This is a genomic window from Paraburkholderia sp. MM5384-R2 (assembly GCF_014201025.1).
GTDB lineage: Bacteria > Pseudomonadota > Gammaproteobacteria > Burkholderiales > Burkholderiaceae > Paraburkholderia > Paraburkholderia tuberum.
The window spans coordinates 172038-185371 of the sequence record NZ_JACHDI010000008.1 but is presented as its reverse complement, the minus strand read 5'-3'; the positions used below and the strand labels follow the sequence as shown (position 1 = coordinate 185371).

Sequence of the window (13334 nt, the reverse complement as noted above, 5' to 3'; positions counted from 1 at the left end):
TTCTCCGGGAGATCCCGCATGCCTGTCATTGACGTTCATACGCACATCTTCACGCACAAATGGCTCGAACTGCTGCGGCAGCGCGGCGGTGCGTACAACATTCAGACGCGCCCCGACGGTCAGCAGGAAGTGTTTCGCGGCAACACGCCGGTCGTGATTCCGCAAAAAGGCCACTTCGATTTCGACATGCGGATCCGCCAGATGGATGAATCGGGCATCGATATTTCGGTCGTGTCGCTGACCTGCCCGAACGTGTACTGGGGCGATCAGGCAACCAGTTGCCTCGCCGCGCGCGAATCGAACGACACGATCGCCGAAGCACAGGCCAGATATCCCGGCCGCATCCGCTGGTTCACGTCGCTGCCGTGGGAATATCCGGAAGCGGCGCTCGACGAACTGCGCCGCACCTGCGAGAACGGCGCGAGCGGCGTGATGGTGCTCGCGAACATCGCGGGACGCAGCCTCACCGATCCGATGTTCGCGCCGATCTGGGCCGAGATCGACCGTCGCGCGTTGCCGGTGCTCGTGCATCCGACCGATCCGCCCGGCGTCGATCTGATGGACATGACGAAGTTCGATCTGAGCTGGGCGGTCGGTTTCATGTTCGACACGACGCTCGCCATCACGCGCATGATCTTCGAAGGCTTCTTCGATCAGTATCCGAATCTGAAGCTCATCGCGTCACATGCGGGCGGCGCGTTGCCTTATCTGGCGGGCCGCTTCGAGAAAGGCAACGAGGTCGAGATCCCGCAACGTCGCAAGATGAAGCGCAATCCGATCGATTATCTGCGCCATATCTACTACGACTGCATCACGTATAGCCCGGCGTCGCTCGAATTTCTCGTCTCGGTGGTCGGCGCGGATCGCGTGATGTTCGGCACCGACTGGCCGCATCAGGTGTACGACATTCGCGGCGCGTTCGCCAACACCGCGCGTCTGCCGAAGGAGCAATGCGACGCGATCCGCGGCAACAACGCGCTGCGGGTCTTCGGGTTCTGACGCGAGTCGCGGCGGCAGCTACCTGCCAGGTAACCGTCAGCTGGTCGCCGCCTACGCGGCGCTGCTCGACGATCTGATCGCGCGAGCGCCGCGGTAGTCGTCGCGCGCGGTGCAAGGGCGAGGTGTCGTTGCGAGAACAGAATTGCCAGCGTATTCCGGCGCATCAGGTCCTCCGATCGTGCCGGTACGTGCGGGACCGTCCAATCACTCCCACTCGATCGTCAATCAGCCGGCGGGAGCCTTGTGGGAACGGCGTTTCCGCCTGGTCACGCGGCGTCGATACCGTCAGTCATACCGAAATTCTGGCTCGGCAGTTAATGGCTTCCATTGCACGGCATTGGACAGTAGGCACCCGCTCCGTTTAAAAAGCCGGCAAGACCGAGCATCTGAAGCCGATTCAATACCGTCGTCGATACCGTGAGCGAACCCCTGCGCGGGCGCCCACGAACACCGCCAGAAACACCGTGAGACTCATTCCAGAGCGGAGCCTTGCAAAATTGGGATGACAATCGGAGTAGGATACTGGCCTTTTGAGCCAAAGATCGGCGATCTCCTCAGGGGTGGCCGAACCCGTCATCTCGCACCGATGCCCCTCGACTACCCTACCCTCGATGCGCTGCGCACGCGCCATCCCGCTTGGCGCCTGTTACGCTCCGACCACGCGCCGCTCGCTGTCAGCTTCCTGCACCGCGTGTTCGTCGCGCCAAACGTGCGCGTGGTGGCGGCTCCGCTTCTTGCCGAAGCACTCGAAGATGAGCTTTACGCGTTGCGCGAACAACTCGGCGATGACGCCTTCCCGAAGCCGGCGCTCGAGTATCTGAACGACTGGGCCAGCCCTGAAAAGGGATGGTTGCGCAAGTACTATCGCCAAGGTTCCGATGAACCGCAGTTCGACCTGACACCCGCCACGGAGAAAGCGATCGCGTGGCTCGGCACGCTGACGGAACGCAGCTTTGTCGGCACGGAATCGAGGCTCTTGACACTTTTCGAGCTGCTGCGGCAGATGGGCGAAGGCAGCGAGGCGGACCCCGAAAAGCGTCTTGCCGAGCTCCACACGCGGCGCGGCCAGATCGACGAAGAAATCGCCCGCGTGGAGGCCGGTGATGTTCGGCTGCTCGACGATGCCGCGCTCAAGGACCGCTTTCAGCAATTCATGCAGATGGCGCGTGACCTGCTCACGGATTTCCGTGAAGTCGAACAAAACTTTCGGCTGCTGGACCGACATGTGCGCGAGCGAATCGCGCTCTGGGAAGGATCGAAGGGTGCGCTCATCGAGGAAATCATGGGCGAGCGCGACGCGATCGCCGATTCCGACCAGGGCAGCAGCTTCCGGGCGTTTTGGGACTTCCTGATGTCGAGCCGCCGTCAAGAGGAACTCTCGAAACGGCTCGAGCGCGTGCTGGCGCTGCCGGCGGTCATGGAAATGAGGCCCGACGCGCGCACGCGGCGCGTCCACTATGACTGGCTGGAAGCCGGCGAGCATACGCAGCGCACGGTAGCTCAGCTCTCGCAGCAGCTTCGACGCTTCCTCGACGATCAAGCGTGGCTCGAAAACCGCCGCATCATGGACATTCTGCGCGGTATCGAAACGAAAGCGCTTGCGCTGCGCGAAGCGCCCCCACCAGGCTGCGTCATGGAGATCGAGACCGCATCCACTGACATCGAGCTGCCGATGGAACGCCCGCTTTACGCGCCGGCGCTGCGCCCTCTCATTGCCAACGTCTCGATCGAAACCGGTGAGGCGAACCTCGATGCCTCGGCACTCTACACGCAGATCGTCGTCGATCGCGCGCGCCTCGCAGGCCATATCCGCCGATGCCTGCAAGATCGGCCGCAAGTGACGCTTGCCGAACTGACCGCTTCGCAGCCTCTCGAGCATGGGCTCGCCGAGCTCGTCGCCTATTTGCAACTGAGCGCCGAAGCTGGATCATTTCGCGCGACCGTCGACGAGACCATATCCGATACGATCGAGTGGCAGGCGAACGACGCCAACGGAACACCAATCATTAAGCGCACGACGATGCCGCGTGTGATTTTCACAAGGTAGAGATGACGGAAGAACAGCAAGCCTCGTCGCCTGGTCGAGGTGATTTGTCGACAGTTGCCATCGCTCTGCTCAAGGGCGTGGTTTATCGTGATGGAAACGAGCGCCTCTGGGCCGCACTGCTCGAATTGCAGACGCACGCGCGCGACTACGTCGCCGTGCTTGGCCTCGAGCTCGTCGTGGACGAGGCGGAAGGCTACGCCTTCGTAAAAAGCCGCGCCGCGCATGACGCTGAAGTCGATGGGGAACAGGCTAAGCTACCCCGGCTCGTTGCCCGGCGGCCACTCTCGTTCCCCGTGAGCCTGCTGCTCGCGCTGCTGCGAAAGAAGCTGGCGGAATGGGATGCTGGCGGCGGCGACACGCGGCTCGTCCTTGCGCGCGAGGACATCGTCGAGCTCGTACGCGTATTCCTTCCCGCGAGCACCAACGAGGCGCGCCTGGTCGATCAGATCGATACACACGTGAACAAGATCGTCGAGCTCGGCTTCCTACGCCGGATGAAGACCACGAGCGGACCGCCCACATTCGAGGTGCGGCGCATTCTCAAGGCGTTCGTCGATGCGCAATGGCTGCTCGATTTCGACGCGCGGCTCGCGAGCTATCGGGCGCACCACCTTCAAGATTCGACGGTTTCTGACCAACAGGAGAGTCGCGATGAATGAGCCGCGTACGCTCGGCCTCGATTTTGCAGTCGACGACGCCCTGACGGGCTTTCGCCTCGAGCGGCTCGAGGTTTTCAATTGGGGAACCTTCGACCAACGAGTCTGGGTGCTGCGGGTCGATGGCCGCAACGGCCTGCTGACAGGAGACATCGGCTCCGGCAAGTCGACGCTCGTCGACGCCATCACCACCCTCCTCGTGCCCGCGCAGCGCATCGCCTACAACAAGGCGGCAGGCGCGGACAGCAAGGAACGTACGTTACGCTCGTATGTGCTTGGCTACTACAAGTCGGAGCGCAACGAGGTCACGGGGACGGCCAAGCCCGTGAGCCTGCGCGACCATAACAGCTATTCGGTGATTTTGGGCGTGTTTCGTAACGCCGGGTACGATGCCACAGTCACACTCGCGCAGGTGTTCTGGATGAAAGACGCACACGCTCAACCCGCGCGATTCTTCGTCTGTGCCGAACGCGATCTCTCGATCGCCGCTGACTTCTCGCGCTTCGGCACCGAGATCGCCCAGCTGCGCAAAAAGCTGCGCGGGCTGGGTGCCGAAATCGAGGACACATTTCCGAAATACAGCGCCTGGTTCCGGCGGCGCTTCGGAATCGAAAACGAGCAAGCGCTCGAGCTCTTCCATCAAACGGTATCGATGAAATCGGTGGGCAATCTCACCGACTTCGTACGCAGCCACATGCTTGAGCCGTTCGACGTTGCGCCGCGCGTCGACGCACTGATCACTCACTTCGACGATCTGAATCGGGCGCACGAGGCGGTACTGAAAGCCAAGCGCCAGGTGGAACTGCTGACACCGCTCGTCGACGACTGCGATCGCCACAGCGAGCAAGGACACGTTCTCGAAGGCTGGCGAGCGTGCCGTGAAGCACTGAAACCCTACTTCGCCGGGCTCAAGCTCGGCCTCATCGAGCACCGCCTCCAATTGCTCGACGAGGATCACGCGCGTGCAATATCACGCAAGGCGCGGCACGAAGAAGCGCGCGACCAGGCGCGCCAGCGCGTGGACGATTTGCGCCGCGCCGTGGCCGAACACGGCGGCGATCGCATCGCGCAACTCGAGGTCGAAATCCGCCAGCACGAGCGAGAAAGCGCGCGTCGCCGCGAACGCGCGCAACGCTATGCCACCATCGTTACGCTGCTCGGCGAAACCGAGGCCACGGACGAGGCCGCATTCGCTTCCCAACGCCAACGTCTGGCCGAGCGGCGTAGCTCGCTCGTCGACGACGAAGCGCAAGAGCAAAATGCGATTACCGAATGGAGCGTGGCCTTTCGCGAAGGCAAAGCGCAGCGTGATCTGCTGGAGGACGAAATCGCGAGCCTGAAAGCTCGACGTAACAACATCCCGACGCAACAGGTCGCGATGCGGGCGAGCCTATGCTCGGCGCTCGGTCTGGAGGAAGACGCCCTGCCGTTCGCCGGCGAACTCATTCAGGTGCAAGAGGATGCGCGCGATTGGGAGGGCGCCGCCGAGCGCGTCCTGCGCAACTTCGGCCTGTCGCTGCTCGTGCCCGACGAGCACTATGCGAACGTCGCGGCGTGGGTCGATCGCACTCATCTCCGGGGGCGGCTCGTCTACTTTCGCGTGCGCTCTGAACGCGCCGCGCGTGCAGCCGAGGCCATCGAGCTACACCGCCACTCGCTCGCGCACAAGCTCGCGATCAAGCCCGATTCGCTGTTCTATGGCTGGCTCGAGCGCGAAATCGGCCGCCGGTTCGACTATGCATGCTGCGATACGCAGGAGCAGTTTCGGCGCGAGATGCGCGCGATCACGCGTGCGGGCCAGGCGAAAGCGCCTGGCGAGCGCCACGAAAAAGACGACCGCCACGCGCTTGACGATCGCAGCCGCTACGTGCTGGGTTGGAGCAACACGGCCAAAATTGCCGCCCTCGAAGCACAACGGCGAGCGCTCGAGGTTCGGCTTGGCGAGATCGGACAGAAGCTTGGAGAAGCTCAAAGCGAGCACGCGAAGGTGCGCGAGCAGCTCGAAGCGCTTGCGCGCATCGGCGAGTTCGTCGACTTCCGCGACATCGACTGGGGAAGCTGCGCGACCGCGATCGCCCGTCTGGCAGACGAAAAAGCCCGCCTCGAAGCGGCAAGCGACGCCCTCGCGGAACTAACGGCCCAATTGGATTCGGCGCAAGCGTCGTTGACAGAGATTGAAGCGGCGATCTCGGAAACCGACTCGGAACTGGGCGGTATCCTGGCCAGGCGGGAGGCAGCGCAAACGTTGCGCGACGAGACGCACGCGCTCGTTGCGGAAGTGAAGGCCGAACTTGCCGAGCGAATCGAGGCGCTGCGAGCGGAGATTCTCGGCGAACACCAGCTTTCCGTCGAGTCATGCGACAACCGCGAGCGGGACGTGCGAGAGGCGTTGACAACCCGTATCGACAACGAAACGAAGTCGCTCGGCCGCCTTGCCGAAAAAATCGTCAAGGCCATGGCGGCCTTCAAGGATGCCTACAAGCTCGAAACGGCCGATTTCGATGCGAGCCTCGACGCGACCTCAGAGTACCGTGACATGCTCGCGCGGCTGCAAGCGGACGATCTGCCGCGCTTCGAAGCGCGTTTCAAAGAGCTGCTCAACGTCAATACGATCAACGAGATCGCCAACTTCCACGGCCAGCTCGCCCGCGAACGGCAAACGATCAAGGAACGGATCGAACGCATCAACGAATCGTTGCGACAAATCGACTACAACGCGGGCCGATACATCGTCCTCGAGAGTCAGTCCAGCCCCGACGCGGAGATCCGCGAATTCCAGAGCGACCTGCGCGCTTGCACCGAGGGCGAACTCACCGGCTCGGACGATAGCCAATACTCGGAGACCAAGTTCCTGCAAGTCAAACGGATCATTGACCGCTTCCGCGGCCGCGAAGGGTTGACCGAGCAGGACCGGCGCTGGCGCGCCAAAGTGATCGACGTGCGCAACTGGTTTCTGTTCGCCGCCAGCGAGCGTTGGCATGAGGACGACAGCGAATACGAGCACTATTCGGACTCGGGCGGTAAATCGGGCGGCCAGAAGGAAAAGCTCGCCTATACGATCCTTGCCGCGAGTCTCGCCTATCAGTTCGGCCTCGAATGGGGCGCCGTGCGTTCTCGATCGTTCCGCTTCGTCGTCATCGACGAGGCGTTTGGACGAGGCTCCGACGAATCGGCGCAATACGGTCTCACGTTGTTTCAAAAACTGAACCTGCAACTGCTGATCGTCACGCCGCTGCAGAAGATTCACATCATCGAGCCGTTCGTTTCGAGCGTCGGATTCGTTCAGAACGAGGGCGGACGCGCCTCGAAGCTGCGCAACCTGTCGATCGAGGAGTACCGCGCGCGCAAGGCGGAGTTCGAGCAATGAATTGGACGACGACCGCCGAACTGCGCGTTCGCCTCCAGCGCCTATGGGAGCGTGGCGAATGGCTGCGGAGCCTCGTAGACGGCACCGAGGGGCTGTTCCCGCTACGTCTGACGATAAAAGGCCCGAGCTCGTCCGAATTGGCCGAACGCTTCGACGCGGTACGCGCATGGATCGCGGAGATTGCCGCGACACCGCGCGTACGCATCGAATGGCGAGAAATCAATCATCGAATTCTCGGCCTGCAGCGTTTACCACAAGCAGCTTGGGTGGACAGTCTGGACGACGCGCTCGCGGTCGCCGGCAAGCGCCGCGACGCAGCGCAGTTCGAGCGGCTGCTCGAAATCACGCGCTCCCGCCAGCCGAAGCTCACCACGTGGCTTGCGCAGCGCCCGTTGCAGGCACTCGAATTCGCAGGCGATTGGGAACGACTGCTGGCAGTCGTCGATTGGCTGCAAGCACATCCGCAGCCGGGCGTATATCTTCGCCAAGCCGAAATCGCCAACGTCGACACGAAATTCATCGAGGCGCGGCGCGGCGTCCTCGCCCAATGGCTCGATCTCGTGCTGCCGTCGGAGTCAATCGACAGCAGCCGGACAGCCGCCGCCCAATTCGCTGCTCGCTACGGGTTCCGCGAGAAGCCGCCTCGGATTCGATTTCGCGCGCTCGATGACAGGCTCGCCGTTCTGCCCGGCATGGGCCGGCCCGACATCGCACTCGACGCTGACAGCTTCGCGCGCCTCACACTGCCATGCCGCCACGTGTTCATTACGGAAAACGAGATAAATTTTTTGGCGTTTCCCGACGTTCCGCAGTCGATCGTGCTCTTCGGGGCGGGCTACGGTTGGGAAGCTCTCGAGCCGGCGCGATGGCTGACGGACTGTGCGCTCCACTACTGGGGCGATATCGACACGCACGGCTTCGCCATTCTCGATCAATTGCGCAGCCGGTTCCCGCATGTTGGATCGTTCTTGATGGACCGCGCGACGCTGGTGGCGCATGAAGCGTTCTGGGGAGAAGAAGGCGATCAGGTCACGCGCGATCTGCCGCGGCTCACGGCCAAAGAGCGGGAACTCTTCGATGACCTCCGCGACAACCGGATTCGCCATGGATTGCGGCTCGAGCAGGAGCGCGTGGGATTCGGGTGGGTCAGGGCGGCGCTCGAAGAGCGGGCTTGCGCTTAGAACTTCCCCGTCTCACCGCCAGGTACAACTCGAATACGACTCGAAGCAGGCCGCCTCGAAGATGCCTGCCCCAACTCCCCACGTTCAGCGACTTTAGTTTGCGCTGCCGTTGCGCAGCAGAGCATCCGAGATCGTCGACAGCGCCTCAGCCAGTCGTCTTGCCGTCTCGGGAGACGGCAGCGGCAACCTGAGACTTCGCGCGCCCGTCACGGCATCGCGCTCGACCCACGGGTGTGCGGCAACCGCGCCATCGCCCGGCTCGTTCAACGCCGACGCCAGCGCCGCGCCGAACTGCAGCAACCCTGACCACGGTTCGAAGGACGCGCCTCGTTGCGCTGTATGGATGGTCGAAGCTTGAGGCCGCTCTCCGGTACCGGCGAGGTCGGTTTCCACGACGCTCGCGTCACGCGCCGCGTCGCCGGACACGACTGCGCCGCTCGCGGCTTCCTCCGCCGCGGCCATGACCTCGCTCTCTCCCATGCGCCCCGCGACGTTTTCGACATCCTTCATGAAGCGGGTCAGGCGCGAACCACCGAGCAGAATTTCGCTGGCGCCGCCATCGAGGATGCCTTCCGCCAGCGAGCGCTTGAAAGCCAGCACCGACAGCATGCCCTCCTCGATCGTTCCCTTCGCAATGTAATTGACGACTTGTACCGGCTTTTTCTGGCCCAACCGATAGATGCGCGCGATGCGCTGTTCCAGCACCGCCGGGTTCCACGGCAGATCCATGTTCACGAGCGTCGACGCGTGCTGGAGGTTGAGCCCCGTGCTACCTGCGTCCGTCGACAGAAATACCCGACAGTCCGAATCGTCCCGAAAGCGCTGCACCAGCGCGGGCCGATTTTCCGACGGCACGCCGCCATGGAAGCTGACGTAGCCGATGCCGAGCTTCTTGAGCCGGCGAATGACTATCTCATGCGTGCGCGTCCATTGACTGAACACCACGACTTTCTCGTCCGGCTGCGTGAAAAGCGACTCGAACAACGTCGCCAGTTCGTCGGCCTTCACGCCATGATCGGTTTCCTGGTCCAGCAGATAGGTGCTGTTGCACGACATGCGCATGTTCTGCAAAGCACAGGTGAGGCGCCGCTGGTCCTGATCCGACAGAAACCTGGTGTTACGCCAGCGCCGGACGATTTTGGCCACGATGTCCGCGTTTTCCGTGTGATACGCCATCTGCAGCTCGGTCATGGGCACCAGCACATTCTGGTCGGTGCGCCCGGGCAACTGCAGCAGCACCTCGGACTTGCGACGCCGTATCATGATCGGTGCCAGGGTCTGGCTGATCTTCTCGAGGCCCGTGTATCCCGTCACGCGTCCCGCCTCGTCCTTGACCTGATGTTCGTGCAGCAGCTTCCACGTGGGCCCGAGACGGTGCTGGTCGACGAATTGAACGATGGAAACGAGTTCCTCCAGCTTGTTTTCGAGAGGCGTTCCCGTCAGCACGACGGCATAGGGGCTGTCGATTCGCTTGAGAGCCTTCGCCGCAATGGTGTTCCAGTTCTTGATGCGCTGCGCCTCGTCGACGATGACCAGCTCCGGCGCCCACGCGGAAATCATCTCAAGGTCCGATTTCAGCTTCTCATAGTTGGTGATCTTGTAGAGATCCTCGGCCGCATATTCGCCCCGCCTCTGGGCAAGGCCGCCCGCGACTACCCTCGAAGCGTGGCCGGAGAACCGCGTGATCTCGCTCTGCCACTGATACTTGAGCGAAGTCGGGCAAATCACCAGCACTTTCGACACGCCAAAATGCCGGATCAGGATTTCCGCCGCCGCGACGGCCTGCACCGTCTTGCCGAGGCCCATTTCGTCGCCGATCAAGGCGCGCCCGGCACGCACGGCGAACAATGCGCCTTCGGCCTGGTACGGATAGAGCGGCACCTTGAGCAGCTTCTTCAGCGAGGGCGTCGCCCCTCCTTGCGGAAACTGCCCGTCGAGCATCCTGGCACGGCGCGCCGCATCGTTTCGGCCGGCGATGAAATCGAGCGCTTCGTCATGGGCGCGCAATTCGTGCCCGGCCTTCGCCACCCTGGAGAGAAAGCGCCCGAGATCTTCGAAACGGTCCTCCGGCAGATGCCATCGCCGAGACTCGTCGAACAAAGCGGCGGCCGCTTTGGCTACCTTTGCCGGACAATCCGCGCCGGCGCGAAAATGGACCGCTCGCCCTCCCTCGCTTCGCAAATACAGCTCCGAGAATGCGGGCTGATACCCACGGGCGAAGGCCGCCTTTGCGCCTCGCTTGCGCAGCAGTCGCGACAAGGTAAATTCAATGTGCTTGCAGGTGCCGAGTTCGTTGGTGGCGTAATCGGGACAGTCGCAAAAGTTGTCGCCCGGGCAGGCCCCACGAATCGACACGCGATAGCTGAAGTTCGACTCCGGATTGCCGACGCGGAATTCGGAGAAATACGTCTCCGTCCCGAGATTCTCCAGCGAGAACGCTTGCTCTTGCCCGAATTGCCGACGCAAGGCGCGCTGCCAGTCGGCGGGCGACATGTGATCGGGGGCGTGGATGCGGGAAAGCTTCGAGGATCGACGTGACTTGGTGGAAGAGTGTTTGCTAGTCATGACTTGACGTGATATTTGCGCGACCGACCCGCTCCAACAATGCGAAGTCCAGCGGGTCTCGGATTGCCTCCCACGCGGGCAGATCCAGCCAATCCGCCAACGGCTGAATCCGCCCTCCAGATCGAGTCCGTAAGGCGTCCTCGATTGCCTACCGGCTCGGTAAAAAAGAGGACACACAGTATATCCCGGGCCTCGTCCTCCATCGCCCGCAGATTCGACACACAAGGTGGCACTCAGCACCGGCACTACCTCATTCTCGGGCAATAGTTTCGGCACGTAGCTCTACCCGTCGATCCAGGCATCGACCATGTTGGCCCACTCTTGCAGCATGTGGCGCCGCTGCTCGGCGTACTCTGCCTTGTTGTAGATCGAGCGCGAGGAACGTCCGTCCTCGTGCGCCAGGCACTTCTCGATCCAGTCGCCAGGCTGAAACCTGACTGATTCTGCCACGGCGCGTATTGACATCAGATATACATCGCTCTATCCATACGTATATCTATCGTAGATACGGTATGAGTGCATCATGCGCGACGCACCTATTGATCTTCGCGCCTTGCCAGAGCAACGTGATCTGATCGATTACGCCGCGAGCCTGCTTGGCAAAAACCGCTCTGACTTTATGTTGGAGGCCGCTTGCGAGCGCGCTCAGGCCGTCGTCCTGGATCGCACTTTCTTTGGGCTTGATTCGGAAAAATTAAGCAGTTCACCGAATTGCTAGACGCGCCGAAAGTCGCAAACGCGGGTCTTGCACGTCTTATGGACGTGAAAACCCCTTGGAATGAAAACAGCGAATGAATCGGAAGCTTTCTGCTCCGCAGCCGCTGCTGGCCGAGCACGGCGTTGCCAGCTTTTCCTGCGGAAGGCTGGAGCTTGACGACAGGCTGAAGCGGCGCGCCCTGATTAACCGCAACTGTGGGGCAAGCCGTGTATTTGTAACGACCGATGATACCGGCCGCGTCTACGGCTACTATGCCCTCGCGGCTGGAGCCGTTGCCCACGTCGATGCAACCGGCAACCTTCGTCGAAATATGCCGGATCCAATTCCGGTGGTTGTGATTGGCCGGCTAGCGCGAGACGTAAATACAAAAGGCATCCAACTCGGCGCTGCCCTTTTGAAGGACGCCCTCAATCGCGCTAGCTCGATCGTAAAAGATCTTGGCGTACGTGCGATGCTTGTGCATGCGATTGACGCACACGCAGCGGCTTTCTATGAGTCGTGCGGGTTCACACCTTCTCCGATTCATGCCCTCACACTCATGCTCCGATTGGCATGACGAGTGCGCAGAAAAGCCGCAGGGTGCGGCTTTTCTTTACCTGACCAACTTTCCGCCACTACAGAATTGTCCAAAATTTACGTCGGTACACGTGCCGTGGACAGCGGAAATTGCTGTCCGTGTACGAGCTTGCGCACGACCGAAACCCGGCTTCATGAAGCCCTGGCATGTAGTACCGAAGCTGACGAATGACGCTCAGAAAGGCTGGCCGAGGTTTTAGGTCTGAAGCGGAGCACGTATAACCCTCCCAAGGACTGAGCTCAACCCCGCTGTTCAGCACGCGCCGGCAGTTCAGGCCAGATCAATGTCCACTGACAACCGGGGCAGGTCGTGCTCGAACAGGTTGATCGCCGTGCCGCCTTTGAGCGCGAAGTGAGGCTCTTGCGCCAAGGCCGGCAGAATCTCGACGAGCAGTCGTACGCGGTCGGTGTAGCGCCGATCCCGATGACCAAGCCAGGTGTCCATCGAGGTCTCCCGGCAAGGTGATCTGGTAGATCGGATGCAGGCGGCCGCCTCGTCATAAGTCGCTCCCCGCCAGCATTCTGACGGGTAGCGAATTACATGAGGCAACAGCCGCTGCTTGGTAGCAAAAATCCTGAGTCATTGCGCATGGTTGGAACGACTTTTTACCGTCACCAACCACAAGACTGAACCGCCCCGGTCTCAGTCCGTCTGTCGTGACGGGCGGCTCCGTCGCTCCCTTTAGCGGCTAAATGCTGCGCCCCTCAAGTGTCAATGAAACCCGAGGACGAGTTAGACAGCTCTCACAGCAAGATGTCGGCAATCTCCGCTGCGCATGTGTCTTGAGCGTTCTCAATCGGATCACAGCCCTTTCGAATAGGCAGTTGAATTCTTAAAAACTGAAACTCATGTCGATGCAGCATGATTTCGAACCCCGGACCCACGAAGTCTGGCATGTCCCAAAAATCTTCGTGGGTGAACCCACCTTCATTTATTCTCGAAAGCACGGCATCAAGCGTTTCAAAAAAGCTCTCTGTCCCCTCGTACCACTCAGCACGAAGGCATTCTGGTTCTAAAAGAATATGCAGAAGCTTTTCTAGGCCCTCAACTTCTTCACGATACGCAGATCGCACAACGAAAGCATGCGTTATCGGATGCGGGCATCCTGTCTGGATATTTGATAGGCGACGCTGAATGCTCGATGTCAAACCGATCTTTACGTAAGTCTTGTTTTCGCCTCGGCAGGCAATTAGATAAACATAGTGCGTGTTCATTGGTACGATT

General features: G+C 61.3%; 9 protein-coding genes and 2 pseudogenes. 7 read left to right on the top strand and 4 right to left on the bottom strand.

Annotation, left to right across the window (positions count from 1 at the left end; all coding sequences use genetic code 11):
• Positions 1-18 precede the first annotated feature (18 nt).
• The 5 genes from HDG37_RS15810 (at position 19) to HDG37_RS15790 (ending at position 8250) form a co-directional block, all read left to right on the top strand.
• A complete protein-coding gene (locus tag HDG37_RS15810) occupies positions 19-999 on the top strand; it encodes an amidohydrolase family protein (RefSeq protein ID WP_184049181.1) in 981 nt (326 codons plus the stop codon).
• A 586-nt stretch (positions 1000-1585) separates the two neighbouring features.
• Positions 1586-3046 (top strand): DUF3375 domain-containing protein, encoded by a 1461-nt coding sequence (locus HDG37_RS15805; RefSeq protein ID WP_184049178.1) that lies wholly within the window; start codon positions 1586-1588, stop codon positions 3044-3046.
• Between the two features lie 2 nt (positions 3047-3048).
• Positions 3049-3705, top strand: a complete 657-nt coding sequence (locus HDG37_RS15800) for a DUF4194 domain-containing protein (protein ID WP_090800540.1) — start codon at positions 3049-3051, stop codon at positions 3703-3705.
• Positions 3698-7069 carry an ATP-binding protein gene (locus HDG37_RS15795; RefSeq protein WP_184049175.1) on the top strand — a complete coding sequence of 1124 codons (3372 nt, stop codon included), beginning with the start codon at positions 3698-3700 and terminating at the stop codon, positions 7067-7069. The genes HDG37_RS15800 and HDG37_RS15795 overlap by 8 nt, the downstream gene beginning before the upstream one ends.
• Positions 7066-8250 (top strand): Wadjet anti-phage system protein JetD domain-containing protein, encoded by a 1185-nt coding sequence (locus HDG37_RS15790; protein WP_090800543.1) that lies wholly within the window; start codon positions 7066-7068, stop codon positions 8248-8250. Before HDG37_RS15795 ends, HDG37_RS15790 begins: the two co-directional genes overlap by 4 nt.
• A 93-nt stretch (positions 8251-8343) precedes the next feature.
• On the opposite strand, the gene HDG37_RS15785 is transcribed toward HDG37_RS15790, so the two are convergent.
• On the bottom strand, positions 8344-11055 hold the full coding sequence (locus HDG37_RS15785; protein WP_311541399.1) for a DEAD/DEAH box helicase: 2712 nt from the start codon (positions 11053-11055) through the stop codon (positions 8344-8346).
• A gap of 45 nt (positions 11056-11100) precedes the next feature.
• Positions 11101-11235, bottom strand: a pseudogene (locus HDG37_RS15780) (integrase); the annotation flags it as partial.
• 103 nt (positions 11236-11338) lie between these two features.
• Here HDG37_RS15780 and HDG37_RS15775 point away from each other — a divergent pair.
• Positions 11339-11533 carry a DUF1778 domain-containing protein gene (locus HDG37_RS15775; RefSeq protein ID WP_260334877.1) on the top strand — a complete coding sequence of 65 codons (195 nt, stop codon included), beginning with the start codon at positions 11339-11341 and terminating at the stop codon, positions 11531-11533.
• A 73-nt stretch (positions 11534-11606) separates the two neighbouring features.
• On the top strand, positions 11607-12089 hold the full coding sequence (locus HDG37_RS15770; RefSeq protein ID WP_184049172.1) for a GNAT family N-acetyltransferase: 483 nt from the start codon (positions 11607-11609) through the stop codon (positions 12087-12089).
• Between the two features lie 294 nt (positions 12090-12383).
• Here the strand turns inward: HDG37_RS15770 and HDG37_RS15765 are convergent.
• Together HDG37_RS15765 and HDG37_RS15760 are read right to left on the bottom strand one after the other, a co-directional pair.
• Positions 12384-12554, bottom strand: a pseudogene (locus HDG37_RS15765) (nucleotidyl transferase AbiEii/AbiGii toxin family protein); the annotation flags it as partial.
• Positions 12555-12853: 299 nt separating this feature from the next.
• A complete protein-coding gene (locus tag HDG37_RS15760) occupies positions 12854-13324 on the bottom strand; it encodes a GIY-YIG nuclease family protein (RefSeq protein WP_184049169.1) in 471 nt (156 codons plus the stop codon).
• Between the last annotated feature and the right edge of the window lie 10 nt (positions 13325-13334).